General features: G+C 45.1%; 21 protein-coding genes and 3 pseudogenes. 15 read left to right on the top strand and 9 right to left on the bottom strand.

Translation table 11 applies throughout. The features are described from left to right. Positions 1 to 302: 302 nt before the first annotated feature. Positions 303 to 1,399, top strand: a pseudogene (ispG, locus tag J1778_RS11130) (flavodoxin-dependent (E)-4-hydroxy-3-methylbut-2-enyl-diphosphate synthase). Between the two features lie 81 nt (positions 1,400 to 1,480). Further along, positions 1,481 to 2,353 carry a glycerophosphodiester phosphodiesterase family protein gene (locus J1778_RS11125; protein WP_217173200.1) on the top strand — a complete coding sequence of 291 codons (873 nt, stop codon included), beginning with the start codon at positions 1,481 to 1,483 and terminating at the stop codon, positions 2,351 to 2,353. 139 nt (positions 2,354 to 2,492) lie between these two features. On the opposite strand, the gene J1778_RS11120 is transcribed toward J1778_RS11125, so the two are convergent. Then, on the bottom strand, positions 2,493 to 3,677 hold the full coding sequence (locus J1778_RS11120; RefSeq protein WP_217173199.1) for a M20 peptidase aminoacylase family protein: 1,185 nt from the start codon (positions 3,675 to 3,677) through the stop codon (positions 2,493 to 2,495). Positions 3,678 to 3,915: 238 nt separating this feature from the next. On the opposite strand from J1778_RS11120, the gene J1778_RS11115 reads away from it, so the two are divergent. The 5 genes from J1778_RS11115 to J1778_RS11095 all read left to right on the top strand — a co-directional run bounded on the left by J1778_RS11115 (position 3,916) and on the right by J1778_RS11095 (position 9,341). Beyond that, positions 3,916 to 4,902 carry an MsnO8 family LLM class oxidoreductase gene (locus J1778_RS11115; RefSeq protein WP_217173198.1) on the top strand — a complete coding sequence of 329 codons (987 nt, stop codon included), beginning with the start codon at positions 3,916 to 3,918 and terminating at the stop codon, positions 4,900 to 4,902. 9 nt (positions 4,903 to 4,911) lie between these two features. Continuing rightward, positions 4,912 to 6,249, top strand: coding sequence for an LLM class flavin-dependent oxidoreductase (locus J1778_RS11110; RefSeq protein ID WP_217173197.1), 1,338 nt, complete (start codon positions 4,912 to 4,914; stop codon positions 6,247 to 6,249). 152 nt (positions 6,250 to 6,401) lie between these two features. Then, positions 6,402 to 7,070 carry an acrylate utilization transcriptional regulator AcuR gene (acuR, locus tag J1778_RS11105; RefSeq protein ID WP_217173196.1) on the top strand — a complete coding sequence of 223 codons (669 nt, stop codon included), beginning with the start codon at positions 6,402 to 6,404 and terminating at the stop codon, positions 7,068 to 7,070. 123 nt (positions 7,071 to 7,193) lie between these two features. Beyond that, positions 7,194 to 8,171 (top strand): acrylyl-CoA reductase (NADPH), encoded by a 978-nt coding sequence (acuI, locus tag J1778_RS11100; RefSeq protein WP_217173195.1) that lies wholly within the window; start codon positions 7,194 to 7,196, stop codon positions 8,169 to 8,171. Between the two features lie 198 nt (positions 8,172 to 8,369). Then, positions 8,370 to 9,341, top strand: coding sequence for a chemotaxis protein (locus tag J1778_RS11095; RefSeq protein ID WP_217173194.1), 972 nt, complete (start codon positions 8,370 to 8,372; stop codon positions 9,339 to 9,341). 268 nt (positions 9,342 to 9,609) lie between these two features. Here J1778_RS11095 and J1778_RS11090 read toward each other — a convergent pair whose 3' ends face one another. Beyond that, positions 9,610 to 10,347 (bottom strand): metallophosphoesterase, encoded by a 738-nt coding sequence (locus J1778_RS11090; RefSeq protein ID WP_217173193.1) that lies wholly within the window; start codon positions 10,345 to 10,347, stop codon positions 9,610 to 9,612. A gap of 396 nt (positions 10,348 to 10,743) precedes the next feature. Here J1778_RS11090 and J1778_RS11085 point away from each other — a divergent pair, with 396 nt between their 5' ends. Continuing rightward, entirely contained in the window at positions 10,744 to 11,484 is a 741-nt protein-coding gene (locus J1778_RS11085) for an SDR family oxidoreductase (RefSeq protein ID WP_217173261.1), read from the top strand. A gap of 473 nt (positions 11,485 to 11,957) precedes the next feature. Here J1778_RS11085 and J1778_RS11080 read toward each other — a convergent pair whose 3' ends face one another. The 3 genes from J1778_RS11080 to J1778_RS11070 are packed head-to-tail and all read right to left on the bottom strand — an operon-like array spanning position 11,958 to position 16,160. Beyond that, positions 11,958 to 14,297, bottom strand: coding sequence for an AAA family ATPase (locus J1778_RS11080; RefSeq protein ID WP_121526006.1), 2,340 nt, complete (start codon positions 14,295 to 14,297; stop codon positions 11,958 to 11,960). Continuing rightward, complete coding sequence (locus J1778_RS11075) at positions 14,272 to 14,937, bottom strand: ABC-three component system middle component 1 (protein ID WP_121526007.1); 666 nt, start codon at positions 14,935 to 14,937, stop codon at positions 14,272 to 14,274. The genes J1778_RS11080 and J1778_RS11075 overlap by 26 nt, the downstream gene beginning before the upstream one ends. Beyond that, on the bottom strand, positions 14,934 to 16,160 hold the full coding sequence (locus J1778_RS11070) for an ABC-three component system protein (protein ID WP_121526008.1): 1,227 nt from the start codon (positions 16,158 to 16,160) through the stop codon (positions 14,934 to 14,936). Before J1778_RS11070 ends, J1778_RS11075 begins: the two co-directional genes overlap by 4 nt. A gap of 511 nt (positions 16,161 to 16,671) precedes the next feature. Between J1778_RS11070 and J1778_RS11065 the strand changes: the two are divergent. From J1778_RS11065 to J1778_RS11045, 5 genes and pseudogenes are all read left to right on the top strand, one after another. Next, positions 16,672 to 17,815 (top strand): annotated as a pseudogene (locus J1778_RS11065) (IS3 family transposase). 529 nt (positions 17,816 to 18,344) lie between these two features. Beyond that, the gene (locus tag J1778_RS11060; RefSeq protein ID WP_131010637.1) at positions 18,345 to 19,736 is read left to right on the top strand and encodes an AAA family ATPase; all 1,392 of its coding nucleotides are present in this window, start codon (positions 18,345 to 18,347) and stop codon (positions 19,734 to 19,736) included. Beyond that, positions 19,733 to 20,401, top strand: coding sequence for an HNH endonuclease (locus J1778_RS11055; protein WP_121526076.1), 669 nt, complete (start codon positions 19,733 to 19,735; stop codon positions 20,399 to 20,401). The genes J1778_RS11060 and J1778_RS11055 overlap by 4 nt, the downstream gene beginning before the upstream one ends. 38 nt (positions 20,402 to 20,439) lie before the next feature. Then, a complete protein-coding gene (locus J1778_RS11050; RefSeq protein ID WP_217173192.1) occupies positions 20,440 to 20,679 on the top strand; it encodes a hypothetical protein in 240 nt (79 codons plus the stop codon). A gap of 86 nt (positions 20,680 to 20,765) precedes the next feature. Continuing rightward, positions 20,766 to 21,407, top strand: coding sequence for a hypothetical protein (locus tag J1778_RS11045; protein ID WP_217173191.1), 642 nt, complete (start codon positions 20,766 to 20,768; stop codon positions 21,405 to 21,407). 48 nt (positions 21,408 to 21,455) lie between these two features. Here J1778_RS11045 and J1778_RS24590 read toward each other — a convergent pair. Continuing rightward, positions 21,456 to 21,599: pseudogene (locus J1778_RS24590) on the bottom strand (hypothetical protein); the annotation flags it as partial. Between the two features lie 299 nt (positions 21,600 to 21,898). On the opposite strand from J1778_RS24590, the gene J1778_RS11040 reads away from it, so the two are divergent. Further along, positions 21,899 to 22,546 carry a hypothetical protein gene (locus J1778_RS11040; RefSeq protein WP_121525798.1) on the top strand — a complete coding sequence of 216 codons (648 nt, stop codon included), beginning with the start codon at positions 21,899 to 21,901 and terminating at the stop codon, positions 22,544 to 22,546. Positions 22,547 to 22,756: 210 nt separating this feature from the next. On the opposite strand, the gene J1778_RS11035 is transcribed toward J1778_RS11040, so the two are convergent. Together J1778_RS11035 and J1778_RS24870 are read right to left on the bottom strand one after the other, a co-directional pair. Beyond that, complete coding sequence (locus J1778_RS11035) at positions 22,757 to 23,674, bottom strand: hypothetical protein (protein WP_217173190.1); 918 nt, start codon at positions 23,672 to 23,674, stop codon at positions 22,757 to 22,759. A 281-nt stretch (positions 23,675 to 23,955) separates the two neighbouring features. Continuing rightward, positions 23,956 to 24,996: a DUF4365 domain-containing protein gene (locus J1778_RS24870; protein WP_224378618.1), complete on the bottom strand. Its 1,041-nt coding sequence runs from the start codon at positions 24,994 to 24,996 to the stop codon at positions 23,956 to 23,958. A gap of 179 nt (positions 24,997 to 25,175) precedes the next feature. Here J1778_RS24870 and J1778_RS24585 point away from each other — a divergent pair, with 179 nt between their 5' ends. After that, positions 25,176 to 26,042 (top strand): hypothetical protein, encoded by an 867-nt coding sequence (locus tag J1778_RS24585; protein WP_131010639.1) that lies wholly within the window; start codon positions 25,176 to 25,178, stop codon positions 26,040 to 26,042. A 151-nt stretch (positions 26,043 to 26,193) separates the two neighbouring features. On the opposite strand, the gene J1778_RS24865 is transcribed toward J1778_RS24585, so the two are convergent. After that, on the bottom strand, positions 26,194 to 26,355 hold the full coding sequence (locus tag J1778_RS24865; RefSeq protein ID WP_391520543.1) for a zinc ribbon domain-containing protein: 162 nt from the start codon (positions 26,353 to 26,355) through the stop codon (positions 26,194 to 26,196). Between the last annotated feature and the right edge of the window lie 8 nt (positions 26,356 to 26,363).

Here is a 26,363-nt window from a genome sequence, read left to right as displayed (position 1 = left end):
CACGAGTGTTACAGGGATGTAAAACAACAAAATTAAATAATCAAATAGCTAAAATAGAAATGCCATGCGCATAAGACTACGACGAAACATAAGTGATAGTGATAAAGACCAGCAAGATTATTGATACCTTTTGGGTAAGCTTTTCAAAACGAAAAATAAAGAAGAACATGTTATTTTTGAGATTCACCTTAAAATATTAACATTTATCGGTATAGGTCAATCCACTGAAGCACGTAGAATAAACTTTCATTCGGAAGTGTTTTTTAAATTTCCCTGATTTTTTATTTATAAGGATATATCCCTTGAACGATGCCCAAAAAAGTCCAATCGTAAGACGTAAATCAACATTACTCTATGTGGGCAAGGTGCCTGTTGGCGGAGATTCACCAATAACAGTACAGTCGATGACCAATACCAACACCAATGATGTCGGGGCACGGTAAGCCAGATTAATGCTCTGGAAAAAGCAGGGGCAGATATTGTCCGTGTATCCGTTCCCACTATGGATGCGGCGGAGGCATTTAGAAAGATTAAAGAGCAAGTAGAGGTTCCGTTAATTGCTGATATCCATTTTGACTATCGGATAGCGTTGCAGGTCGCAAAATATGGCGCTGATTGTCTGAGAATAAACCCCGGCAATATTGGTAATGAAGCCCGTATTCGCTCAGTCGTTGATTGCGCTCGCGATAAAAATATACCCATTCGTATCGGCATCAATGGTGGTTCACTGGAAAAAGATATTCAGGAAAAGTATGGCGAACCCACACCGGAAGCCTTGCTGGAGTCTGCAATGCGACATGTAGATATTCTGGATCGCCTGAATTTTGATATGTTTAAAATCAGTGTAAAAGCGTCAGATGTTTTTCTGGCGGTACAGTCATACCGTCTGCTGGCCGCACAAATTGTACAACCTCTGCATCTGGGGATCACTGAAGCAGGCGGATTACGCAGTGGTTCCGTAAAATCGGCGATTGGACTTGGCATGCTGCTGTCAGAGGGGATTGGCGATACCCTGCGCGTCTCTCTCGCCGCTGACCCTGTCGAAGAAGTGAAGGTAGGATTCGATATTTTAAAATCTCTGCGTATTCGCTCCCGTGGTATTAACTTTATTGCCTGTCCAACTTGTTCCCGGCAGGAATTCGATGTGATTAAAACAGTTAATGAACTGGAACAGCGTCTGGAAGATATTACCCTGCCAATGGATGTTTCAATTATCGGGTGTGTCGTGAATGGTCCGGGTGAAGCATTAGTATCAACGCTAGGGGTTGCGGGAGGCCATAACAAAAGCAGTTTTTATGAGGGAGGAGTGCGTCAAAAAGAACGTTTTGACAATGATAAAATAATTGATCAACTTGAAAATAAAATACGCGCCAGAGTCGCGATGATGAATGAAAAATAACATCAGGGTTGAAGATATAGAGTATTCCCTGCAGTGAGTCTTATTTGAAAATAATGGATCAATTTAGTATACGGAGATTATATGTGTAAAAAATTACTGTCAACATTGTTTTTCCTTGCTGTTGCCACGCAAGTCTGTGCCAGCCCCGAAATAATAGCGCATCGCGGAGGAACAGGGGATGCACCGGAAAATACTGTTTTAGCCATCACAAAAGCGCTGCAAAATAATGCAGATGCTGTCTGGATAACCGTTCAGATGAGCAAAGATGAAATACCTGTATTGTATCGGCCCTCTGATTTAAAAACGCTGACTAATTATACGGGTCCGGTTTCATCCTTCAATGCAGATCAGTTAGCCACTGCTGATGCAGGGTATTACTATGGTGCACCTGACTTCCTTTACAGAAATAAAGGGATTTCTATTCCGACGTTAGAAAGTGTCTTAACGAAATGGCCAAAAACGAAATTCTTTATCGATATCAAATCTCCTGACGCCTCACCGGACACGCTTGCAAAAGCGCTGGGAAAGGTGCTCCGTGACACAAAAAGCTTGCAAAGAACCCGTGTATATTCAACGGATGAAAAATACCTGAATGCATTACCAAAAGATGTTCAGCGTTTTATCAGCAGGGATCACACACGAACAACGCTGGCCAATATTCTGCTGGCTCATCAGTGTGGTATCAGTTCAGAGGAAAGTGCGGAACGCTGGTATGGATTAGAATTGAAGCGTGAGGTTGATGTGGCTGAAAAGTTCACCCTTGGAGAAGGACATTCACCCTCTACACTCATCTGGGATGAAAATGCCATGAAATGTTTTCATGCCAAATCAGGAGCCCATATCATACTTTTCAATATCAATACGCCTGAAGATTATCAGCAGGCAGTACAGTTAGGTGCTGATGGTGTGCTGGTTGATTCTCCATCAAAATTTAACCGTAAGGTTAATCTGTAAATGACAATGGCATACGTGCCGCTGACAAATCCTTAAAATTTCAAATTCCTTTTAAGGCCTTCTTTTTTTAGTCAACCTGGTTAACGCAGAAATCGCCCGGAATAACCGGGCGAATCGCTGTTAAATAAAAAAGACTTTCTTATTTTTCGGTTAATTCATCCAGTGCTTTTTCAGCCAGTTGCTGGAAATATTCTGCCGCCGGATAAATAGCCGATTCGTCGGGATTAAATTGAGGATGATGCAAACCGAAATCACTGGCCGAGCCGATGCTGACAAACGCACCCGGTACGTGATGCAGGTAAAACGCAAAATCCTCACCGCCCATTTGTGCCTGCGCGACTTCGGTTTTATAGCCAAATTCGTCTGCCGCTTTCAGGCTGAACTCGGCCCAGCGCGGCGTATTGACTACCGCCGGCGGCCCGCCAAACCAGTGTAATTCGGCTTTAGCGCCGAGCGCGTCCGCGACACCCGCGATGACTTTGCGAATACGCTGCGGAATTTGCTCACGGATTTCGCTGTTGTGGGTGCGTACCGTACCTTCCAGCTCGACGGATTGCGGTAGCACGTTCCACGTATTGCCGCCTTCAATGCGTGTCACGCTGACCACCGCCGCCTCCTGTGCGCTGACATTGCGGCTGACCACCGTTTGCAATGCGGTCACGATATGGCTGGCGGTGACGATGCTGTCCACGCCTTCCTCCGGATGCGCAGCGTGCGCGCCCTTGCCGGTGACGGTTATCTGGAAACGGTCAACGTTGGCGTAGAACGCGCCGCCTTTGGTGGAGAAGGTGCCGACCGGTAATTCAGGCGCATTGTGCAGACCAAAAATAGCATCCACATTTTCCAGCGCACCGGCCTTAATCAGTTGCGACGCGCCACCAAACCGTTCTTCTGCTGGCTGGAAAAACAACCGTACGCGGCCTGGTAACTGGTCTTCCCTTGCTTTGAGCAGATGGGCGGCACCCAGAATTACTGAGGTATGGAAATCGTGTCCGCAGGCATGCATCACACCGGGTTGCTGCGAGCTGAACGGCACGCCGGACGTTTCTTCTATCGGCAGCGCATCGATGTCACCGCGAAGCGCCACCACCGGACCTGTTTCCGGTCCGATTTCCGCCACCACGCCGGTTTGCAATCCGAGGGATAAAATGCGGATCCCGGCGGCATTCAGCCACTGCGTGATTTTTTGCGTGGTGACAAATTCCTGATTGGATAATTCCGGATGCTGATGTAATTCACGGCGCCAGGCGATGAGTTGCTTTTCCAAATCTGATGCATTTGTTTGTGCGGTGTTTTTCGTTTCTTCGGCAAGTGAAATACTCATGGTGAAATAACCTTATTATCTGAGAATGAATGTTTTAAAGAAGCAGGTCATTTCATGCTAGTCAGACTGATGAGAATAACTAAATACTCAGTCGCTATAATTTATAGTCATTTTGCACACTCCTTTTTTCAGACAACCGCATAGCAAAATACTGACTATAGAAACGTGTTTTTATTATTTAGCTTTGGACGTATTTCATGGAACTCTTTTTGTCACAATGGATAAAAGGGATGCGCAGGTGAATTACCGACTGAGTTTATTAGATCAAAGCCCGATCAACGACGGGCAGACTGCGGCGCAGGCGCTGGAAGCGACGCTCACTTTCGCGCAAAAAGCCGAAGCGCTGGGTTATCACCGCCTGTGGGTTTCAGAACATCACGATACCGACAGGCTGGCAGGCAGTTCGCCGGAAGTGCTGATTGCCTGGTTGCTGGCGCACACATCCCGGCTGCGGATCGGTTCAGGCGGCGTGATGCTGCAACATTACAGCCCGTATAAAGTGGCGGAGAATTTCCATCTGCTGGCGTCACTGGCGCCGGATCGCGTGGATATCGGTATCGGCAAAGCGCCTGGCGGTTTACCGCTATCCACCAAAGCCTTACGTGGTCATGCACCTGCAGATTCCGCTCCCGGATTTCCCGCGCAGTTACAGCAACTGACGCATTATCTGACGCATCTTGATGACCATCTGGCCGGCAAGGAAGCCCGTGCGTTGCCGCGTCCGTCCGTGATTCCGCAGCGATTTCTGCTGGGTGCCAGCCCGGAAAGCGCACGACTGGCGGCATCACTGGGCTGGAATTTTGTCTTCGCCGGTTTTATCAATACCTCGGAACAGGTGATGACGGAATCCGTGCTGGCTTATCACGAATACTCTGCAGGACAAGGGCAGGCGCTGGTCAGCCTGGCGGTTCTTGCAGCAGAAACCCGCGAACAGGCCGCGGCGCTGGTGGCTGAGCAACATAATTTTCGTGTCACTGTCGGCGACCGGCATGTCACGGTGGGCACCCGCGAACAGTCGGAGGCCTTTGTGCAACAGGCCGGCGCTACGCATTATCAGATTGAGCAGCAGAAGCTCAGCGTGTTGCACGGCACGCCCGGCGATATCCATCAACAGTTGCGCGATATTCAGCGCCGGCTTTGCGTGAATGAATTTGTGATCCACACCCCACTGACAGATGCCGCGGTGCGTCTGAAGTCCATCGAATTGCTGGCAGGCCAGCATTAAGGAGATTTCATGAGCGATTCAAAGAGTATTAAGCTGGGTCTGATGCTGCACGGTGCGGGCGGACATATGAATTCGTGGCGACATGAAAAAGCACCTGCCGATGCCAGCGTGAACTTTCCATATTTCCGCGATTTAGCCTTGCGAGCCGAAGCGGCGGGATTTGATTTTCTGTTTGTCGCCGACGGTCTGCACATCAACGAAAAATCGCTGCCGCACTTTCTGAATCGTTTCGAACCGGTGGCGCTGTTGTCGGCGCTGGCGTCAGCCACGCACAGCATTGGTCTGGCGGGCACCATTTCAACGTCCTACAGCGACCCGTTTACCGTGGCGCGTCAGCTGGCGTCCGTCGACAATATCAGTCAGGGGCGTGCGGGCTGGAACGTGGTGACGTCGCCGCTGGCCGGCTCCGCGAAAAATTTCGGCAAAGATCATCCTGAACACGCGCTGCGTTATCAGATTGCGGAAGAATATATCAATGTGGTGCAGGGGCTGTGGGATTCATGGGAAGACGGCGCGTTTGTGCGTGACCGTGAAAGCGGCGTGTTTTTTGATGCGGCGAAGTTGCACAAACTGAATCATCAGGGGCAATTTTTCTCGGTGGAAGGGCCGCTGAATATCCAGCGTTCGCCGCAGGGACAGCCGGTGATTTTCCAGGCCGGTGCCTCTGATGCCGGTATCGCGCTGGCAGGAAAATCTGCCGATGCGGTTTTCACCAATGCCCGCACGCTGGAAGAAGCGCAGGAGTACGCCGCAAAACTGCAGGTGCAGGTCGCGAAAAATGGCCGTCATCCGGTGGGGATTTTCCCCGGCATCAGCCCGATAGTCGGCAAAACAGAAGAGGAAGCGGAGGCCAAATATCAGTATCTGCTTTCTCTGCTTTCACCCGATGACGCGCTGGCGTATCTCGGACGCTTCTTCGACCATCATGATTTCAGTCAGTATCCGCTGGACGGTCCGTTCCCTGAACTGGGGGATTTGGGTCAGAATACCTTCCGTTCTACCACCGACAGCATCAAGAAACTGGCGCAGGAACAGAACCTGACGCTGCGCGAAGTGGCGTATCAGACTACGCTGCCGCGCGGTGAATTCTTCGGTACGCCGGAACAGGTGGCTGACCGCCTGATCCGCTGGGTGGAAGAGGGTGGCGCCAGCGGCTTTATCATCAGCGGACCGGTGCTCACGGAGGCGCTCGACGATATCACCCGGCTGGTTCTGCCGGTGCTGGCGGCGCGTGGTTACTGGCATCCTTCAGAGGCGCAAACCCTGCGCGAGCGGCTGGATATTCCGTTTAAAACCAACCGTTACAGCGTGCAGGAAACCCGCCGCGAGACAGTGAACGAAAAATAGTTACAACATACAAATCAGTACAAAAGGCCCGCTCCGGTAACACCGTGCGGGCCTTTTGCTTTGCAGGGAAAATGGGACAGGAAAGACAGGTGTGCTTGCCTGTGAAAACGATTCGGCGTAGGCTTTCCGCAATTAATAAACGACCGGTCTAAATGATGAATGCTGACCTTACCGCAGATCCACAAACCCTGAACAAGCCGCGCCGCGGGCGTCCGCCAAGGAGTGAGCGCGAGTTTATTGATACCCGCGAAGCGCTGATCCGCTCCGGGCTGGAAGTGATCACCGAGATGGGATATTTGTCGGCAGGTATCGACGCGGTGATTAAAAATATCGCCGTACCGAAAGGCTCGTTTTATCACTATTTCAAAAGTAAGCAGGATTTCGGCATGACGGTGCTGGACGCTTACGGCAATTTCTTTGCTCACCGGCTGGATAAGTTTCTGCTGGACGTGACAATGTCACCTTTAAGCCGCATCGACGCCTTTGTACGACATGCCGGGCAGGGAATGGCGAAGTTCAGTTTCACACGCGGCTGCCTGGTGGGGAACCTGCTCCAGGAGTCCGCGCTGTTGCCTGAAGATTTTCCGGAAAAGCTGAAAGCTATTCTTGGCGACTGGGAAAGCCGGATTGCAGCCTGTTTGCGTGAGGCTCAGCAAAGCGGCGAAATCAGCGCCACACTCTTAACGCAAGCATCGCCGGAACAGCTGGCGCAAATCTTCTGGTCAGGCTGGGAAGGCGCGGTGATGCGCGCAAAGCTGTTTCGCTCCGCCGAACCGCTGGATCAGTTCTGGGCGTATTTCCGACGCAGTCTTCGTTCATAAATTCGGTTATTCCCAAAATTAGCTTTTTACATAACTCCAAAACAGCACCTGCAATCATTACGTTGGCAATCGCATGGCTGACGACAACACAATATCAATCTCCTGAAAACTAAAGGGAAAAAAATGAAAGCATTGGTTCTCGAACAACAAGACAACGCTACGCTGGCCACAGTGAAAGACATCGCACTGCCGGAAATGGCAGAAGGCGACGTGCTGGTGGATATCAGCTGGTCAGGGCTTAATTACAAAGATGCACTGGCGATCACCGGCAAGGGCAAAATCATCCGTCAGTTCCCGATGGTGCCGGGCATTGATTTCACCGGACATGTCAAAAGCAGCAACGATCCGCGATATTCGGCCGGACAGGCGGTGATCCTCACAGGCTGGGGTGTGGGCGAAAACCACTGGGGCGGACTGGCGCAGCAGGCCTGCGTCAAAGGTGACTGGCTGGTCGCACTACCGGAAACGCTGCCTGCGCGCAACGCCATGATCATCGGCACAGCCGGTTTCACTGCCATGTTATGCGTGATGGCACTGGAAGACGCGGGCGTCACGCCGGACAGTGGCACCGTGGTTGTGACCGGTGCCAGCGGGGGCGTCGGCAGCACCGCCGTGGCGTTGCTGCATACCCTCGGTTACACCGTCGCCGCCGTGACCGGACGTGGATCCACCCACGATTACCTGCGTAAACTCGGCGCCAGCGAAATTCTTTCACGCGATGATTTTGCCGAAACCCGTCCGCTGGAAAAACAGCTGTGGGCCGGTGCTGTCGATACCGTTGGTGACAAAGTGCTGGCTAAAGTGCTGGCACAAACCAAGTACGGCGGCTGCGTGGCAGCTTGTGGTCTGGCGGGGGGCTTTGGTCTGCCAACCACTGTGATGCCGTTCATTCTGCGTAACGTGCGTTTGCAGGGCGTTGATTCAGTATCTGTGCCCGCTGAACACCGTACGGCGGTGTGGGAACGTCTGGCCAGTACGCTGCCGGAGAGCTTCTATCAGCAGGCCTCAACAGAAATCACGCTGGAACAGGCACCGGCGTATGCAGAAGATTTTCTGAATAATAAAATTCAGGGCAGAACGCTGGTGAAAATCGGCGGTTAACCCTCTGCAGACCCGGCGTTTTCAGGATGCCGGGTTGTTTTTCCTGTTCAATTTTCCTGCCGCGCTAAAGAATTTCCCCAAAACAGCCGATAAATACAGTGTCCCTCTGAGATAAAAAGAGAACGGAATTCCTTATTTTCCGAACGACGCACAGCGCAAACACCGATAAAAACGAATAACGACAGGCATGGGGAAAGTATGGACAATTTTCAGAAAGAAATTGATGAGAGAACTAATCTCACTTCATCAAACCGGTTTGAGCTTTTGCTGTTCCGTCTTGGAACCTCGCCGGAAGACGAACAATCTGAACTTTTTGGTATTAACGTCTTCAAATTGCGCGAAATCGTGCCGATGCCAACACTGACCAAAGCGGCAGGAATGTCATCGCCGATGATGGGCATGGCGAATATTCGCGGGGAAATTATTCCGGTGATTGATTTACCTGCCGTGGTCGGTTGCGTGCCGAAAACCGGGCTGAACATTTTGCTGGTCACGGAATATGCCCGCAGCACGCAGGCGTTTGCCGTGGAATCCGTGGACGACATCGTGCGTCTCGAATGGAGTCAGGTGCTGGCCGCCGAGTCCGGCGTGAAGAGCCGTAACATCACCAGTATCGCGCGTCTGGATAACGATAAATCCAGCAACCGCCTGGCACTGGTGCTCGATGTCGAGCAGATCCTGCATGACATCATCCCTAACAGCAATATCGACATGGACAAGAAGAAAACCAGCGCGTTCAAACTGAAACCGGGCACTGTGGCGATTGTCGCGGAAGACTCGAAGGTCGCGCGTCAGATGCTGGAAAAAGGGCTGAACATGATGGAGATCCCGGCGCAGATGCACGTGACCGGTCTGGAAGCCTGGAATAAAATCCGCAAAATGGCGGAAGAGTGCAAAGCAGCAGGGCTGCCCATCTCCGATAAAATCTCCTTCGTATTAACCGATCTGGAAATGCCGGAAATGGATGGCTTCACCCTGACGCTGAACATCAAGCGTGATGAATTCCTGAAAAATATCCCGGTAATTATTCACTCATCCCTGTCCGGCAGCGCCAACGAAGATCACGTGCGCAAAGTCGGTGCCGACGGTTACGTGGCGAAGTTCGAAATCAACGAACTGGAAGCTGCGATCCATAAAGCGCTGGATGCGAAGAAGATCGCGCACATGTAGTGAGTGAGGTTTTGAAGTTCGCAATAAAGCCCGTAAAATGTGCGGGCTTTATTGTTTTGATATAAGAGCGTTTGTCGTTTGTTTACGTCGGGCACGCGTGTTCCTCTCAAGAGAAGACTGGCAGATGTACCCCAATCATAAATTTCATGCAAAGGGGTTTAACTGTCGGTTAAGTGCCAGGAGCAGACATTGCTCCCGCACAACATTATGTGTTGATCACTGGGGATCAGGTCGTTTTCTATGAGGTCTATACTTTTCTGAATACCAGTTAAACGCAAACGTGATGACTGGTAAGGGAGTTACTGACGTAGCGGTGAATCATCAACGCTGGCGGGTCATTCGCAGGAGGAGCGTTTACTGTTCCAAACCAGACAGGATTAGCCGGGCAAACGGAGCCACAAATGTAGGCAGGTATGCCCGCAAACGTACTCGCTATTGGTCTGTGGACATGGCCTGAAGCAATTGCGAGTAGTCTGGCCGGGGCGCGTCTAATCAAATCTTCCATCTCAGGCAGACCTCTGCACATCGTTTCGTCTAGCGTTGGTATGCCAGATGCAAATACGTGATGGTGCAGAAACAGCAATGATGGAGGGCAGCATGCGTCACTAAGTTGATTATCCAACCATTCCAGATGGTCAGTCACACTGCCGTAATCCTTATAATCAATCGTCGAATCCAGACCAATCAGACGAATGCCACTGGTGTTATGAATGAAGTGCAGGGCCTCTCCTTGGGCATCGTGCGCCCATTTGTTCTCAGCCCAAACGGAACGTACCAGACAGCGGTCGTCTGAGTTACCCGGCAGGACCAACGAAGGGTAATTCTGCTGATTCAGACGGTCAGCTATCTTTATATAACCTTCCTGCCAATGCCCATCTGTTAGATCACCTGTAACTACCAGTACGTCCGGCTGTAGATGCGTAAGCCAATTTAGTACCTGATCGAACCGAAACAGATGGTCATTTTCGGGTGAGGCGTGAATGTCTGAAACCTGCACTATCAGCATAAAAACCTCATACGATTATTGTGTGGGGAACAAGATCGTGATTCATAACCATAAATCCGGTTTCAAATTTCATGTTTTTCGCCACCATGGCAACAATGGACAGATTAATTAGGATCAGTAATTCAAAAAGTTGCGGCGAATCAGACTGGCTGCAAAGGCGTTCGGGAATTCACAATGAATCACTAAGTTCAATTCTGACTGCTCAGAGCCAATGTTAGCAGGGATGCGTAACGTCTGCTCATCGCTCATTGCGGACAATGCTCAACTCAGCTGTCCGCTTTGTGCCAGGCAGATGTCGAAACCGGAAATTCATAGTTTCATGTTGAAACAGATGACGGCTGATGTTCATTTTGCGTAAGGTATTTGATGATTTTAGAGACAAATGAGGGGGTAAACGTGAGCAGATTTGAGGGAAAACGCATACTGATTACTGGCGGTACAAGCGGTATGGGATTGGAGGGGGCTCAACGCATTGTCAGGGAAGGCGGTCATGTCGCCATTACAGGGCTCAATGAAGAAAGGCTGGAGCGCGCCCGCAGTCTGCTGCCTGACACATCGCTTATTCTGAAAAGCGATGCGGCAAGCGAAGCAGACATAAGCTCGTTGCAGACAGCCATAAGCGGCTGGGGCTCGCTGGATGGGTTATGGCTTAATGCTGGCTTCGCAGAAGTAGGCTCTGTGGAATCTGTAACGGCAGATGCGTTTAACCGCATGATGAACGCGAATGTCCGCGGCCCGATGCTACAGCTGGCAGCACTGTCCGATTCACTGAACCCCAACGCATCCGTTCTTGTCACCTCGTCTTCTTCTGTTTATGAAGGTGCGGCAATGACCAGCCTTTATGCAGCAACGAAAGGCGCCGTTGTGGCGATGGTTAAAAGCTGGGCATCTGCATTGGCTGAACGCGGCATTCGCGCCAATACACTGGTACCAGGTCCGATTGAGACCAATTTCAGACATTTTATGCCTGAAGAATCTCGTCAGCAGTTCGAGGATTTTGTGGTGAGTCAGGTTCCTTTGGGCCGAGCAGGAACAGCCGAAGAAGCCGCTGCAGTTGCACTCTTCCTCCTTTCCGACGATGCATCCTACGTGACCGGCAGCCAGTATGCTGTTGATGGCGGACTGGTTCATTACTGATTAACAATCAGAATTCTGAAAAGTTATTGGCCTTAGATCATCAGCTTTTTTAATGAAAGATCCGCTCCTCGCTCATAACCGCCGGTCAAAAAAGCCAAAAAACAAAAAGCCCGCTCAGGTTTCCCTGAGCGGGCTTCTCTAAATTTGGCTCCTCTGACTGGGATCGCCTTTGCCAGTAACTGGCTAATAAGTAAGCTAAACCTGAAAGCTCTCCCTGTCAAGACCACCAGAATGACCACCAATAGTTGCTGGTTACTAAAAGCAGGTTTAAATACTTCGCTTCATGTGTTGATCGTTCTACGACGTTCTCTGCAAAGGTAGGGGTGTTTGAACGAGCATTAAAAAGTCGGCTCTATGCGAGATTGTTTCCAAAGAGACATGACCGTCTACTCTGTGCCAAGAACGGACATTTCTCACCTCTATCTAAGTCCATAGACTAGTGGGCACGCTCCATATGCCCCTGTCATAATGACTCAGCCCGCAGCGACTAGAGCTTCCTTAGCTAAGCGTTGCATGTTTAATGATCGGGTGCTCAGACCAGCCTTGGAGAACCGATAGCGCATATAGGAGGAAATGTCATCCTCATGCGAGGAAACGATTAACTGGCGATTGCTGAACTCACAGCGAAGAAGATCAGTTAAAGAGGCGATATTCACCTCATCTAGCGACTGGGACGGGTCATCGATCAGGATCAGCGGCACGCGGGAGTAAACTTTATTCAGCGAGAGGAAAAATCCTAGGCTGAGCGCCGACACCTGCCCAGAGCTCATCGACAGAATCGCATCATATTCAGACTTCTCGGCTGTAAGAAACCTGAGCTCTTTACCATCTTTGCTTTCAATAAACAGACCCAAACCACGCTGATAGTTTTGGATAAGCCTTCCGCTATAAATATGGAAAATGAGCTCAACTTCAGCAATCGTTTGTTCCGAGTAGCGGCGTTCTGTTTTCTCCAAAGTAGCCTTTAGTTTAGTCACTTTGCCTTTAGCAATCTGCGCTGCTTCGGTTTCACGCTGAATGACCTGTAGCTCATAAAGGCACTGCTGGAGCCTTACGCTCTGGGCCTCGTTTGCTTTAGCTGAGATATACAGCTCTTTGTCTTTCAGCTTCTGAAGCTCAACAATATAAAAGTCCTGCAACTCTTTGAAAGCAAATGTGATGATATTTCTCCAATCTTGCGGCAGAGGTTCTGTCTCAGCTGCTTTCTGGCTTCTGATGAAAGCTGTTAGAGCCTGAATCCGAGTGTCCACTTCTTCATCATTCTCGGAGAATGAATGGTTTAATTGTACCCCTAAGGCTTGAAGCTGGGAGGCGAGTTGGTTAATCGCTGGCAACCGGGCTTTATCACGGAGTAGGGAGCTGTGTAGGGCACTGTTATAGCCAACGGATAACTGCGTTATCCGACCTTGTATTTGAGCGCCAATTTGGGCTAGTTCTGCAGACATTAGTCCAGTGAGATTTATCAGGGCCTGACCATCAGCATTTAGCACATTATTGATCTGCGTGGATCGGAACTCAATCTTTTGCAGCATAGCATCATGGGATTGCCAGTCCGCCCCACACAGTGGGCAATGCTGATCGTCAGGATAGAGTTTAGTATGCTCACTCACTAGTTCTGCTTTTAGACGATTCAGCTCGGCAGCAGCGTTGGTATTAGAGGTGCTCTTTTGCTGAAGCGAGTCACGGGTAACTATTTGCTCAAGGAACAATTCCAGACGTCCCTGGGGCCATCCCACAAGGCTCTTGGCCTCATGGGCCTTGATGACTGTAGCGCCACGTTTGATAATCCCTCCACATTTGAGCAGCTCGTTCAATTTTTTTTTGATGGATTCGAGACCATCCAGCTTGTTCAAATCATTGCCAAAACGAGCCAAGCTTTTTATAGAATCTTTGTTAAGTTCAATAAAATTTTCAATAGAATCATTTTTATCTCTGGTTTGTATTGCACTCTTTAGTAGAGTCAGTCTTTGAAGATTCTGGATGTTATCAATATATTCTCTATGAATTTCCGCAGAGTAGGTGGGGAAGGGAGTCTCATTATCCCAGCCTGGTTGTAGCACTGCAGTGGAGATTTTTTTATATTCAATTACACCCAAGTCAGCCTGAATCATTTTCTTGAGTGAATTGGCCTCTGTTTCTAACCTTGATAAATCTGCAGCACGCTTTGGGTCGCCGATGAACTTTGTGAGTCGCAAAGCGATAGCTTTACAGCTATCAGTTTCTGTTTTCACGTCACTAATATTGAAGAGGTTGTTTAACGCTTCTTTACGTTTGTCTACTCGTGTGTGCAGAAGCTGGTTTTGGCCCTGTTCCAAATAATTCAAGTAAGAAAAGTTTTCTTTGAAGTTTTCGCCAAAAAGTTCCTCAATAAAATTTTCGTTGCGAAGGTTTTCTGCTACATAATTGTTTGATGAGAATTCGGGTAACTCGTAAAGCTTAAGGTGGATAAATTGGTCTGCTCGATTATTTGATTTCTCATGAAAGTTTGACGCGGGAGTATGTCTTGCTAGAGTGAGCTTACGCGAACCATTAATAAACTCTATTTTGATAGTCAGGTCATTATTACCTGAACGGTTATTCCAAAGCAGATTGTCTTCGTAATTCGTTTTTTTGTTCATCATTAAATTTGTAAATAGATTACAAATTCGTTTTATTCTGCCGATTAGCAATAGTTCAATAGCATCGAATATGCTAGTTTTGCCAAATCCATTTGGTCCATCTAATGTCAAAAGTGATGAGCTACCGAAATCCAGATGAATTTGTTTGAAGGCTTTAAAACTTGAAATCTCAATTTTGGAAATTTGCCAGTTCATCGCTAATCAGCTCCTTTATCAGATCTTCTGCATTTAATTGGTCGTATTTTTGTACCGTTTCATACGTCTTAGTAAGGTCGACTTCTGCCACAGCCTCTTCAATTTGTAAACGGAGTGGAACTAGTTCAACTTTATTAATATTAAGTGCCAAGAAAGGCAGCTTAATGAATATTTTGGCAGCTGCGCTGTACTTAGTGGCTGATGTGGGTTCTTTTTTGTAAGCATCAAATTGTTTTTTATCAGAAATCAATTCGTTTAGCTTTGCGAAGTTTAGTCCTTTAATGGCTTCAACTTCTGTATCGCTATAGTAAAGTACGTATTTTTTGTAGAAGTGAGGGTCTTCTTCGATTTCAAAAATCTGTTCTTCAGAATTTTTGAATTCGGCCAACTTGTCGAGGTGATGAATGCAGATTAAATCGCAATTTTTTTTAAATGCGGGATCAGCTGTAAATGCCACCGGCGCAGACTGGTTGATGGTTGCGTTAAGATCTCCAGGCTTCATCAAATTATCTAACCTGTGCAAAACGGCAAATCGGATCGCCGTACCGTTCTCTCGAACATAGAAACTTGTCGTGTTGTTCTCATGTACTTTGGAGAAATTGTGTGCATCTAGAGCTTGGTGTATGAGGTCAATAATCATTTAAGTCGAGCCTCTGCGTCGTCTTTTGTTAAAATGCTGATGCATAAACTTTTGGTGATGTTGCTGTCGATGCGGTTTTGATCGTCAGTGGAGATTATATCGAAGCAGTTTGTATACTTGGTGTCAATTATGAAGCTCTCGCTAGCCTTGGCTGCAATAAGATTGTTGAATTCGAACAACAGCCTACCTAGATCGTCGTTGTTTTTTATTTCAGCGATAATTTCAGAGGTGCAATATTTTTTGTCTGTTGGTTCTGGCAAATATAACGCCGTCGGTGCGTAAAATTTATTGTTACTGTCTAAATAGTGCGGTAGTCGTTTTAAAATTGGCTCAACATTAATGGTGTGTACGAGGTTCGTGTATCGACGTATATCTGAGTTCTGAATACGTGAAAACTTTTCTGAGGGCTTCATCAATTGGCAGAGTGTTTTGAAATCGCCACCCTCAGAGATTCTTATAAGCTCGTAGATACGTCTTGCTCTTTCGTAGGCTACGTCCGACATACCCGGGAGTGATTCAGCGAGTCTTTCTTCCAGGTGGGTGTAGAGGCGCGCCTTTAGCTCAATCGCGTAATAGTCCTTTCTTTCGTATGGATTTGAGTCTGTTATGTCTGCAAGAATACTTTCTTCAGTTACACGGTATTGATAAGCTGCTTTACGTTGAGCGTCACCATCATTTTGTATTTTTGTATGAATGGCTAACGCATGTGAGCTAATTTTATCTGATAGTAGACAGTAATTTGCATCTATAAGGCTATCATCAAAAACCATGGCCTGACGGGAATAGATTTCTTTAATAATCTCTTTCGTTAGCTCTTCTATCTTGTCGAGTTCGCAGTGTCGAGATTCACCATATACATAAAACTCAACTCGTTCGTGATTGTCATCTATGTAATCACTATGGTCGTTTATGGGTTGGGATATATGAAAATATCTTTTTATCCCTGCTATTCTATCTAATTCTATTGCGGCCGATTTTTCTAAAGCGTCCTTATAGTTACTGCGATAATCGCCGATTTTTGCTTTAACCTGATGGGCGCTGATGAGTTTATCATCTTTGTAAATCGCAAAATCGTCTGTGCTATCCAGTTGTAGCTCGAATCCACTATTACCTGCATTAATTAATTTGAGGCAATGATAGAGCGCCACTTTGCCTTGGTAGACGAATCCGCTCCAAGTGGAAATAGCGCTATGCGGATACTTTCTTGCTTCCTCGTCGCTCACGTTGACTCCTTTTGATATCTTCCCAATATCGATGCCAAGTTAAATCAGAGATTCCGACCTTTCACCATACTGCCTCGCTGTGCTTGGGTACAGAAATGATATCACAGAGCTATCTTTTTTTGCTTGCCGATATTCTTGCTTCGTAGGTAGTCGCTAGATCCGGCTAGTCCTCTATGAATGAGGTGTCGCGATGATCTTTGAGCTATTTCCTCAATATGGCAACGAGCTACTCTCAGTTTGCACCCACAACAGGAAGACATGGGGCAGTCAGCGTATGCCAACCGGTACAGGTAGAATATTTCGACCTTGCGAAATAACGTCGTTGATGCAGCTTTGAAATTGCTACCCCGATTGATCACCTGAGATTGGTTCAGCCATTCTGAGTTGTTACACATATATGTACCATTCTCGTTTACTGCTGGCACTGTTATGACCCTACCCCAAGATTCTGCTCCACCCAAAACTGGAAATCCGGCATGATAAAACCATTCCGTTGACGGAGGTGATGCCGATGAAAAAGTCCCGTTATACCGAAGAGCAGATCGCGTTTGCGCTCAAGCAGGCCGAATTGGGTACGCCCGTACCGGAAGTGTGCCGCAAGCTGGGCATTTCCGATGCCACATTTTACACCTGGCGAAAACGATTCGGCGGCCTATCACCTTCTGAATTGAAGCATTTACGGCAACTGGAAGAGGAGAATACCCGGCTGAAGAAACTGGTCGCCGATTTGAGCCTCGACAAAGCCATGCTGCAGGATGTGCTATCAAAAAAAGCATGACGCTGGCGCGGTTACGTGAATGGATCCTCGACTTGCAGACGCGCTATGGAGCCAGTCAGCGTCAGGTATGTGGTGCGCGCTCAACGCCAGCCGCAGTTCAGTGCGATATCGTTCGGTCGCACGTGATTCAGGTGCCTTATGCCTGCGTATCCGGGAGATTGCCGAAACGCGCGTCCATTATGGCTATCGACGGGTGCATATCCTGCTCAGGCGTGAGGGTTGGCGCGATAACCATAAAAGAATCTATCGCCTGTATCGGGACCAGGGGTTGTCATTGCGGCTTAAACGTCCTCACCGAAATAAATCAGCCCGTTCCCGCCAACCAGTACAGCAAGGGAACCACCCAAATCATATCTGGGGCATGGATTTTGTCTCAGACGCACTGTATGACGGCCGTCGCCTGAGGTTGTTAACTATTATCGATCTCTTTACTCGCGAATGTCTGGGGATCTGCGTGGGGCAAAATCTGCGGGCAGGCGATGTTATTGATATGCTGAACACTATTGCCTTCAACCGTCCATTACCGCTGATGCTGAAAGCTGACAACGGTAGCGAATTTGCCGGTAAAATGCTTGATAAATGGGTTTACGAGCGTCAGATAAAGATAGATTTCTCCCGTCCCGGCAAACCGACGGACAACGCTACTGTAGAATCCTTCAACGGCCGGCTACGGCAAGAGTGCCTGAATGAGAACTGGTTTATGTCTTTGGATGATGCCCGGTGCAAAATCGAGGCGTGGAGAGTATTTTATAATCAGAGCCGACCCCATTCTTCCCTTGGGTGGCAAACGCCGGTAGAATATGCCCAAAAATCCGCCGGGTCAGAGCAAAATGACAGATCAAACGAACCGGTAATTTCTAATAATGGGCGGAGTTAATACGGGGTTCGGGTCAAACTGCCGGTTATTCCTGATTATGAATGGATCACATACGGGGAGCGGGTCATGCTTACATCGGGGTTAGGAGGGAAATGCTAAAATCAAAAAAGGAAGTGAGAGAGAAAATACATGGCGTGATAATTATTTTGTTGGTATTTAGTTGGTTGTGAGCAGACGCTTTTATGGCTAAATACAATGATTGGTATGAGCGATAAGTTTGTGTCTAGAGGGGATTGTTTTTTATAGAAATATCATATGTGGCATCAACTGGAGTTTTTTTTTGGTAGATTTCATATAGTAACATTAAGGGACTATTTTCTTTCATATCATTTATACTCCGCATGGAATGAATCTTTGTTGAACTATTCCAATTATCTTGTATTTTTTTCGAAATGTAATAAAGTGAACAGCTCGCTGAAGAATGTGTTATTTAAGCGGTTGCAGGTTTTTAAATATATGTTATTAGGGGAGTGTAACAAGTTATTTAAATGGGGGTTTTTAGGGTGAGTTCGATGCTGAATGTAATTTCATGTGGAGTTATAGAATTGTGAGAATTGAAAGGTTGAAACTGTATGAACATAAAATGTTTATAGATACTGAAGTGATTGTATCTAATTCTGAACAGAAAGGAAATTTAAAGACAGTCGTCATTGGGCCCAATGGTGCTGGAAAGAGTTCATTTCTCTCTTGCATATGTGATATTTTTTTGTGCGAATTAAGCGCGAATGCCGCTAAAAAGAAGAAAATAATTAGCACAATCGGATTTAAATATGAGTTAAAATTAACTAATGGGCGGATAGTATCAGAATCAAGCGATAACGATTATTTCAAAAAAAATAAAATACTTGCCGTAACTAATAGTTATAAGGATAAATTTTATTTCCCAACAAAAAATGGAATTAGAAATTCACCTAATTACATATATCTTGGGCTAAGAAGTGCGTCTAATAATATATTCTTTTCCAATGTCAATGATGATATGCTGAAATACTTAATCACCATATTATTAGATGAAAAGAAAAAAGACAGTGCTGTAAAGGTTTTGAATGAATTAAACTTCAAAAGGTCAGTGGGAATAGTTATAAAGAAAGGGAAGAATTATAATAAATTTTTTGAAAAAGATAACGTTCGTTCTAGTCTTAGTGATGGATCTCTGAACAGATTTTTGTCTTCTGAATATTATATTGGCAATGAAAGTGACATCTTTTCTATTTTATCTGATTTTAATCAGAGTAAATACGCTGATCTTAATTTTAATTTAGGTAATGACGACGATAATAGTGATGTAAATACTTTAGACATAGTATTAAAACTTGTTGATGCACGTATTCTTTCGGTTGAAAGATTATCTCTATTTTCGCATGATGGATATGATATTAATGAAGCGAGTTCAGGCGAATTTAATATACTTAGGGTGATGTTATCTATCATAGCCAACATTGACGATAACTCTTTAATTTTGATCGATGAACCTGAGATAAGTTTGCACCCGAATTGGCAAATTGAGTTTTGCAGGCTTTTAGATTTGGCGATTGAAAATTTCACAGGCTGTCATACAATTATAGCAACTCATTCACATTTTATTCTTTCAAATTTATCTAAGTTATCATCGACAATAATTTCTATGCAATTAAGTACCTTAAATAGGAAGGTATATTTGCAAAATACTTATCCTGAATCCTTTGGGATGTCACCAGAAAATACGCTGTATACGTTTTTCGGTATAACCGGATACAATAATAAGTATTTTGAACAAGATTTGAGAATTTTATTTGATTACATGACTAACCACAATGTGGAAAACTACTCTCTCTTTGAAAAGGCTTTTTATCGATTAAATAGATTTGATTTTGATGAGTCAAACCCTATAAAAAACACACTTAAAGCTGCTGAGGAAATTGTAAAAAAGGAAAATTTATGAGGGGAGACTTTAAAGAGATTGAATCATTTAATTTTAAAATATATCTCTCTAGAAAAGAAAGAAAATTAATAAATGCCTTGATTAGATCTGATCTTGAGCATTCACAGATCTGGGATGGTTCTATTAGTTCTCTAGGTTTGATTAGAAAGGAAAGGGATGATTTAAAAAATAAAATTAAGCAACATTTACTCAAGTTACAGGATGGTTTTTGTCCATATTGTGGGTTTAAGTTTTCTTATCGAGTTGGAGAAGCGGGAGACAGAAACATACAAAGAGAACATATAGCGCCTAAGTCAGAGTATAAAATATACACATTTACCACACGAAATTTAGTTTTGGCTTGTTCGATATGTAATGGGTCCGATTATAAATCAAACAGTGATACCATAAATCAATTAGGGGATACATACAGAAATTGTGATTTTAAATTAATCCATCCATATCTTGATAAACGTTCAGAACATCTTAAATTAAATCATAATACTGGTGCATACGATCTAATTGATGGAAAGCCTAAGGGTAAGTTTACGGTCGATCTTTTTGGTTTGAATGAAAGATTTCATAGAGAGAATAGACTGATTCATTTGAATTATGAAAAATACAATGTCAACTCTTTTGAAGAGTTGATTTGTCTTCTTTCTTCTCAAAACCATTCTGTAAAATAAAAATACATTATTTTTAATGAAATGTCGATGAGGATTTTATGGATAATACAGTTGAAATAATAAAACCTGCTATTTTTACGGATAAAAACTCTTATTGGGCAATGCATTATTGCGCAATATTAGAAACTATCTATGAACAAAAAACGCTTAGTCACGGATTCCAATCATCATTTATGTCTGGGGTTGAGCCTACATTGGGTAATCTAGTAAATAAGGCAGGATTCGGTTTTTTAATAACATTCAACAATCTCTACAAAATTTTGGCCTTCAAACTTTGATATGTCATTTCCTGACTAGTAGTGAAGGTCATGAAGTATATAAAAATATCGTATTAAAAATATCAGAGTTATATAACTATGACTTTTTGAGTGAGACTCAACAGTACGGAGTTTTTGTAAGTGGTAAAGATTTTTTAAGCGGTTTAAGATTTGCACAGCAATATAATCCTGAATTGATCGGCTTTAATAAAATTACATTACAAGAAGCTGGTCAGCATGTTTCCTATGCGGATTTGTGCATTGTATTGAAAGGCGAAGAAAAAAATTTCGGTCTTCTGGGAGAGGTTGAAGGAAACTATGGAGAAAAGTTGATGTTAGAAAGCTTTTGGGGTAAAAAAAAGGGAAGTTTTTATAGTTTTGGGATAGGTGTGAAAACTCGCGTATTCCGTCATCTTGATCATAATGCACTGCCTCCTAATATTACTGGTCAATGGGTTGAAACAAATCAGGGAACAAAATATATCGTAATTATTGAAAGTGACCATTGGATAATTAAGGATTTTCATAATGCAATTGGCACGATGAAAATATTTATGACTCTAGGGCCCTTACAACGCTCTAATTATGACCCAACGCTTTTGCCAGTTATTAATAAAATAAAGCAAAGTTGGGATTTTAATGTATTGGATTTAATGGCTGATCTTAGGGTTTTAATTAACCCTCATAGCCTTTCTAGTTTAGGTACTAATAAACTAGATGTAAAAGTGATTCCGACAATAATTATTTAATTCACTTATAATTATGTTGAATGAATAATTTTTTAGGCGCAGTAAGGCTTAGTTGAATAAATCAGATTTGGGGTAAATATTCCCGTAGCCGGTGGGGTTTTCAGGCAATTCGCTCGTTTCTGGCATGCCTGCCTTTGTCATCTTGTTCAGTGCACGTACCATGGCCAGAGCCTCTGCAACCTGACCATCGTAGGAGCCTGTCTGATATCACTGAAGGCTCATAGTTGATAGCCCGTCTGATTAACGGCTAGCACAACGCGCCGGGATAGATTGCTTTAAGCTGTGTGTATCCCGGCAGTTTATGATGAAGAAATGCTCGTGGTAACTGGTCGAAAAGTGCCATAAGCGGTCGTAGGTAAGGCCAATGATTGCATAGAATGGAGTAGCAGAATCTTTCTATCTTATTTGAATTCTAATTCACAAAAAAAATATCTTATTCTTCCTGATATAAGTTAAAATCGAACAAGTCTCAATTCTTGATGATTGCTCATATGTTCAACCTTAGTCCTGGTATGCAAGGATTTCTTGGTGGCGCTGCTGCTGTGGGAATTCCACTTTTTTTTAATTTGGTCAAAGAGATAGTTTTTGATAGGAGAAAGAGTAAAACAGAACGCACTTACATCAGCGTCCAACTTGTATTCCTTCTGGATAAATTTGTCAGTGAATGCGCTGAAGCTTCATGGGATAGAGGATTTGATGAAACCTTTCAAGAACCTGAATCCCCTGAATATTTAAAGACACAAGTCGCCCCTCCCACTTTCGATATGAGTACGGTGAAAGGTGAGCACAAGTATCTTGAACCAACACTCATTTACAGGTTGCAATCCATCGACATTGATTTATTGAAAATCAAAAATAAACTCCGAGAAATGACTGACAATCCAAATTTCGGCCCAATGTTTATGGGGGATTATATCCTGTTGAGGCGTGAGCTTTATATGGATTTAGGATTGAATGTCGCTCAATTATCTGAGAATGTCCGTGATGAATTGAGAATAGACGCTGATCATGGATGGAAACCTAAAGAAATATTACTTAAAAGCAAGGCAGACATTACTCGTATCAAATCAAGGGCGGCTTTCAACAAGATGGTAAGAAAAGCAGAACGAAAGATGAGGTCGACACAACAGACATTCTGATTAAGTATTAGAATTTAAAAGGTTCACTCGTAAATATTAGGCCACCTACGTTGCGTCAGCTCCTCGTTCGTAGATGACATCAATATGGTTACTCAATGCTTCGAATGACCGGAACCCCGCATGGTAATTTATGGTAAAATCCTACACCCGGTCATAATTTATCAAGCTAATAGACCATTCTATAGCCCTCGCCATAGAAATTCGAATACATCATAAAATTTCTGTATTGTTGAACCTATCCTTCCTGAATACCTCAGTTTGATTAAATGACGCCTCTTCCATAGCCTCTTTAACAGGTGTTATGTAAGCATGCCAACGTACAGGATTAAATTTCCTGATGATACTTAGCACTGAATACACTATGTCATGCTGGTGATAGTGCATCAGCGTATCTCCGCGCTTCAAAACAGCAGAGATACGCTTATAATAAGCGTGATAATCTACTAAGTCATCAACAGCCTTGAACTTCATTTTCTGGGAAACCTCAATAATGCGTAGCGTTTCTGAAATCTCTTTCTTAATATGCCAAATCTCGATACCGATTCCACCCTCTTGATCACGCTTACTCCTCTCTAGGAAAGAATTCAATTCTGCAAGGCGAGTTTCGAAGTATTTATTGACATGCTCTTCAGAAATCTCGTCCAACCACTTTTTGTGATTGTACTCCGGTATTCCTTTTGTTTTTTCCGGATGGTCTGACAATTTAAAACTTATCAGACTCTGCTCTATTAAAGATAGAGTTTCTTTTATGTGATCAGGTGCATGAGTTCCACGATGAGTTTCCTTTATGACCTTCTGAAACCAGTCAGGCGTTATATCTCCATCCGTGACGCACAAAACCTCTAGAAACCTTGTGTCACCTGTCTCTTGCAGATGCCTTCGATAGAAGTACATTCCATACAATAGAGTCGCCATATTACCCCAAGCCCCTGCGGTAACAACCCTATATGAACCCTTAGTTTCCGCATTGACTAGATCAAGAACTTTCGCCGCAATTGCATCTTCGCAAACCACAACCACAGAAGGTATAACATTGCTTTTTGAAGCACCTCTCTGCGTGATGGTTATAATTTTAGAGCCCTGATCTTTCCTTACCTCGATGGAAGTTGTACCAATTATTCCAATCATTAAAAATCCTTGTGCTTACCGGTTGTCATTTAACAATGCTTTTGCACTCTCACCGGTGAGTGCAACGGAGAGAAATTATTGAGATTTTCTGTTCAGCGAACGCTATGTGCGCCGTGAGCTTCTGGCGCTGCCGTTTCTACTAAGTATAGACCTCTAACTCGTGGTTATGGTACTGTGCTCGCTGGTCGGTGCGCACACAATAGAGAGCGGCTAACTCTTACCTAGCCTGCCGGTATTGGGTTTCCTAGTACGTCTGGATCAGTCTGAGAGTGACGCACCGATCAAGTTTTTCCTTTACGCCTACCGGGCTCGTACACGGAATAGAACCAAGTTTTTGTTCCTATAACTCTAATACCGCTCTTTGCGCTAGAGTCTTTGGCTATCAGCTCTTCACTTAGGGTAGTCTCACGCTTAAGTATCACGATTACCTCAGATGCTTCCCGCGCAGGCCACTTTACTAACGCAGAGACCCCCACGTAGTCGTATTCCGCCCATGAACCGCCTGGAAACTTTCGAGTCTTTAGACCTCTTCGAAGCCTATGCCATGTATCGACTGTCTCAATAATACGCGCGGCGGTAGGTAACAACTCAAAGCTTGCGATTATACGTGCAAGTGGTCGTTTTACACGCGTAATGTGAGACCAGCCCGTTCTATTAACTATGACCTCACCAAGTGTGGGATGCGTGGCACCTGCGGCCTTCCACAATCTATAAAAATCCCAGGCTGCAAACTTAATTGGTTTAGAAAACGAATTAATACGAGCAGGTAGACTACTCTTCTGCGTCATGTCAATTTCCACGAGCCCCTGCGCTCGATGCTGGCCGGTAGCAAGTCGTGAAAATGGTCGAATGCACTCCAGGCCCGATTGGAATCTGTTTTTTAGCTGGACGATCACCGTGCCCCGTTTAGTATAGGAGTCCGCTCGCTTGAGATCTGCCCACCAAGCTTGGCTTACAAGTTTTCCCGGCGATGCTTCCTTTACATAAACCAGCACAACAGGCAGCGGTGATTTGCTCCAAAGATCTCGCTTGACTTCAAGATTTGGAATTCTAACTTCGAGAAAGTCTTCACCCGTATAGTCCACGTAGCTTGCCCCACTCTTCACCTGGACTTGGATTAGGCCCCCAGTAAATTCATGTTTCCATGATCGGCGATCTTTTGGTCGGTCTTTATTAATCCTTTTGCTTCGCAGATACACTAGCCCATCAAAACCGTCATCATCGGCCTGTCCTACCTCTTGCCATGACCACCCCCACGCACGACATACTGCATCGACATAGGCGGTGCTTGCAGCGGAAATTCGATTTGACTCAGAGGTCACTTTTTGTTTCCCATTTAAGCGTTCAAAAAGGCAATCTATCACATGACACCTCGATATGGTGACATCCACTTTCGAATGGCACTCGTACGGGGATGCTTACAGTGGCGGCAGGTATGGTAGAGCTGATAAGCTATGAATAGAGTTAAAAATTCATTTAATCGCGAGATAACAACCAAATTATGCAAAGAATTATTCCTGATAAAAATTGGTGGGATAACGAGAGTCATAATCGAAATGCGGCAACAGTATGCCCATACGCGAATTCGCATAGCTGCCCTCGATACCATGACAGTGTAGTTCTGCTTAAACGTAGCAAAATGATAGCGGGCATAACGGATACAAAAGAAGAGGAGTTGAGTGAGTATTGGGAAAGAACTAAATTTTCATCTTTATGTGATGAAGAATTACCCTCAGTTTATTCAAATGAAAATGGAGGTATTTCATCGATCAGTAATTTTTGCCCTGAAATATCATATAAGTATTTTTACTATTATGCTGATTACATGTGTAAATATGTCGATGAAATAGATCAGGATACAGGTGTGCGTATTGCGGCAAATGATAATATAAAAAATGACTGGAAGTATTCATGGATGACTGTTACTCCTAGGTTTTATTTGGATTGCGATGTCTTTAGTCATGTTAAACAGTTCAATGAAAATTTGGGGAGTGATTACTTAAAAAAATTGCACCCCAATATTGTTCAGCAAATAAGTAGAATGAATAATTGTTTAGATTCCAATGACCCGGCAGGAGCGTTGCACGCCGCCTCTAATATTTTAGAAACAATGGCGAAAGATATTTCTCAAAACCCAAATGTATCAAATCAATCATTGGGTGGTTTTTTTGAACAGTTCAAGAAAAAGTCAAGCTTATCTAATAACCTTATTGTTGCGATTAAAGATATTTATGATTTGCGTAACAAATTACCTACTGCTGGACACGGAAGCCTAGACAAGCCTGAATTGACTATGGCAGATGCTATAGCTATTGCGGCAATGACAAAGGCGATATTAGAAATTGAATATCGAAGTAAGGCCATCTAATAAGTCAAATTCAACAACGCTTCAATTCCCCAGCGTTGTTGACGTTAGCAACAGCTCACCGCTGCTATGGCGACAAAGAACGCAACCACGCCGGTGGGTTTGCTCAACCTTTTACATACCCGACAAGGATTCCCGGATACGCCCAGGGCTATCAGTGAAACCCGGAGCCGCAGCTGGGGCATGTCCATGTCCGCATGGCCAGTATCAAATCAGCATTGAATTCACCGCAAGAACAACAGAGTTTACTGCTGGGTTCCCACCTGCCCACTTTCAGTAGCTTCACCTCGTGCCAGGCGCATTTGTACTCGAGCAGCCAGAAGA

The sequence above is a fragment of the Rahnella bonaserana genome (genome assembly GCF_019049675.1).
GTDB lineage: Bacteria > Pseudomonadota > Gammaproteobacteria > Enterobacterales > Enterobacteriaceae > Rahnella > Rahnella bonaserana.
The sequence above is the reverse complement of the archived record's forward strand: the minus strand, read 5'-3'. Positions and strand labels throughout refer to the sequence as shown.

What these genes read in the sequence shown, in the direction of transcription:
- J1778_RS11125 (WP_217173200.1), top strand. Translation starts at nt 1,481, where the DNA reads ATGTGTAAAAAATTACTGTCAACATTGTTTTTCCTTGCTGTTGCCACG.
- J1778_RS11120 (WP_217173199.1), bottom strand. Translation starts at nt 3,677, where the DNA reads ATGAGTATTTCACTTGCCGAAGAAACGAAAAACACCGCACAAACAAAT.
- J1778_RS11110 (WP_217173197.1), top strand. Translation starts at nt 4,912, where the DNA reads ATGAGCGATTCAAAGAGTATTAAGCTGGGTCTGATGCTGCACGGTGCG.
- acuR (WP_217173196.1), top strand. Translation starts at nt 6,402, where the DNA reads ATGATGAATGCTGACCTTACCGCAGATCCACAAACCCTGAACAAGCCG.
- acuI (WP_217173195.1), top strand. Translation starts at nt 7,194, where the DNA reads ATGAAAGCATTGGTTCTCGAACAACAAGACAACGCTACGCTGGCCACA.
- J1778_RS11095 (WP_217173194.1), top strand. Translation starts at nt 8,370, where the DNA reads ATGGACAATTTTCAGAAAGAAATTGATGAGAGAACTAATCTCACTTCA.
- J1778_RS11090 (WP_217173193.1), bottom strand. Translation starts at nt 10,347, where the DNA reads ATGCTGATAGTGCAGGTTTCAGACATTCACGCCTCACCCGAAAATGAC.
- J1778_RS11080 (WP_121526006.1), bottom strand. Translation starts at nt 14,297, where the DNA reads ATGAACTGGCAAATTTCCAAAATTGAGATTTCAAGTTTTAAAGCCTTC.
- J1778_RS11075 (WP_121526007.1), bottom strand. Translation starts at nt 14,937, where the DNA reads ATGATTATTGACCTCATACACCAAGCTCTAGATGCACACAATTTCTCC.
- J1778_RS11060 (WP_131010637.1), top strand. Translation starts at nt 18,345, where the DNA reads ATGTGGAGTTATAGAATTGTGAGAATTGAAAGGTTGAAACTGTATGAA.
- J1778_RS11055 (WP_121526076.1), top strand. Translation starts at nt 19,733, where the DNA reads ATGAGGGGAGACTTTAAAGAGATTGAATCATTTAATTTTAAAATATAT.
- J1778_RS11050 (WP_217173192.1), top strand. Translation starts at nt 20,440, where the DNA reads ATGGATAATACAGTTGAAATAATAAAACCTGCTATTTTTACGGATAAA.
- J1778_RS11040 (WP_121525798.1), top strand. Translation starts at nt 21,899, where the DNA reads ATGTTCAACCTTAGTCCTGGTATGCAAGGATTTCTTGGTGGCGCTGCT.
- J1778_RS11035 (WP_217173190.1), bottom strand. Translation starts at nt 23,674, where the DNA reads ATGATTGGAATAATTGGTACAACTTCCATCGAGGTAAGGAAAGATCAG.
- J1778_RS24585 (WP_131010639.1), top strand. Translation starts at nt 25,176, where the DNA reads ATGCAAAGAATTATTCCTGATAAAAATTGGTGGGATAACGAGAGTCAT.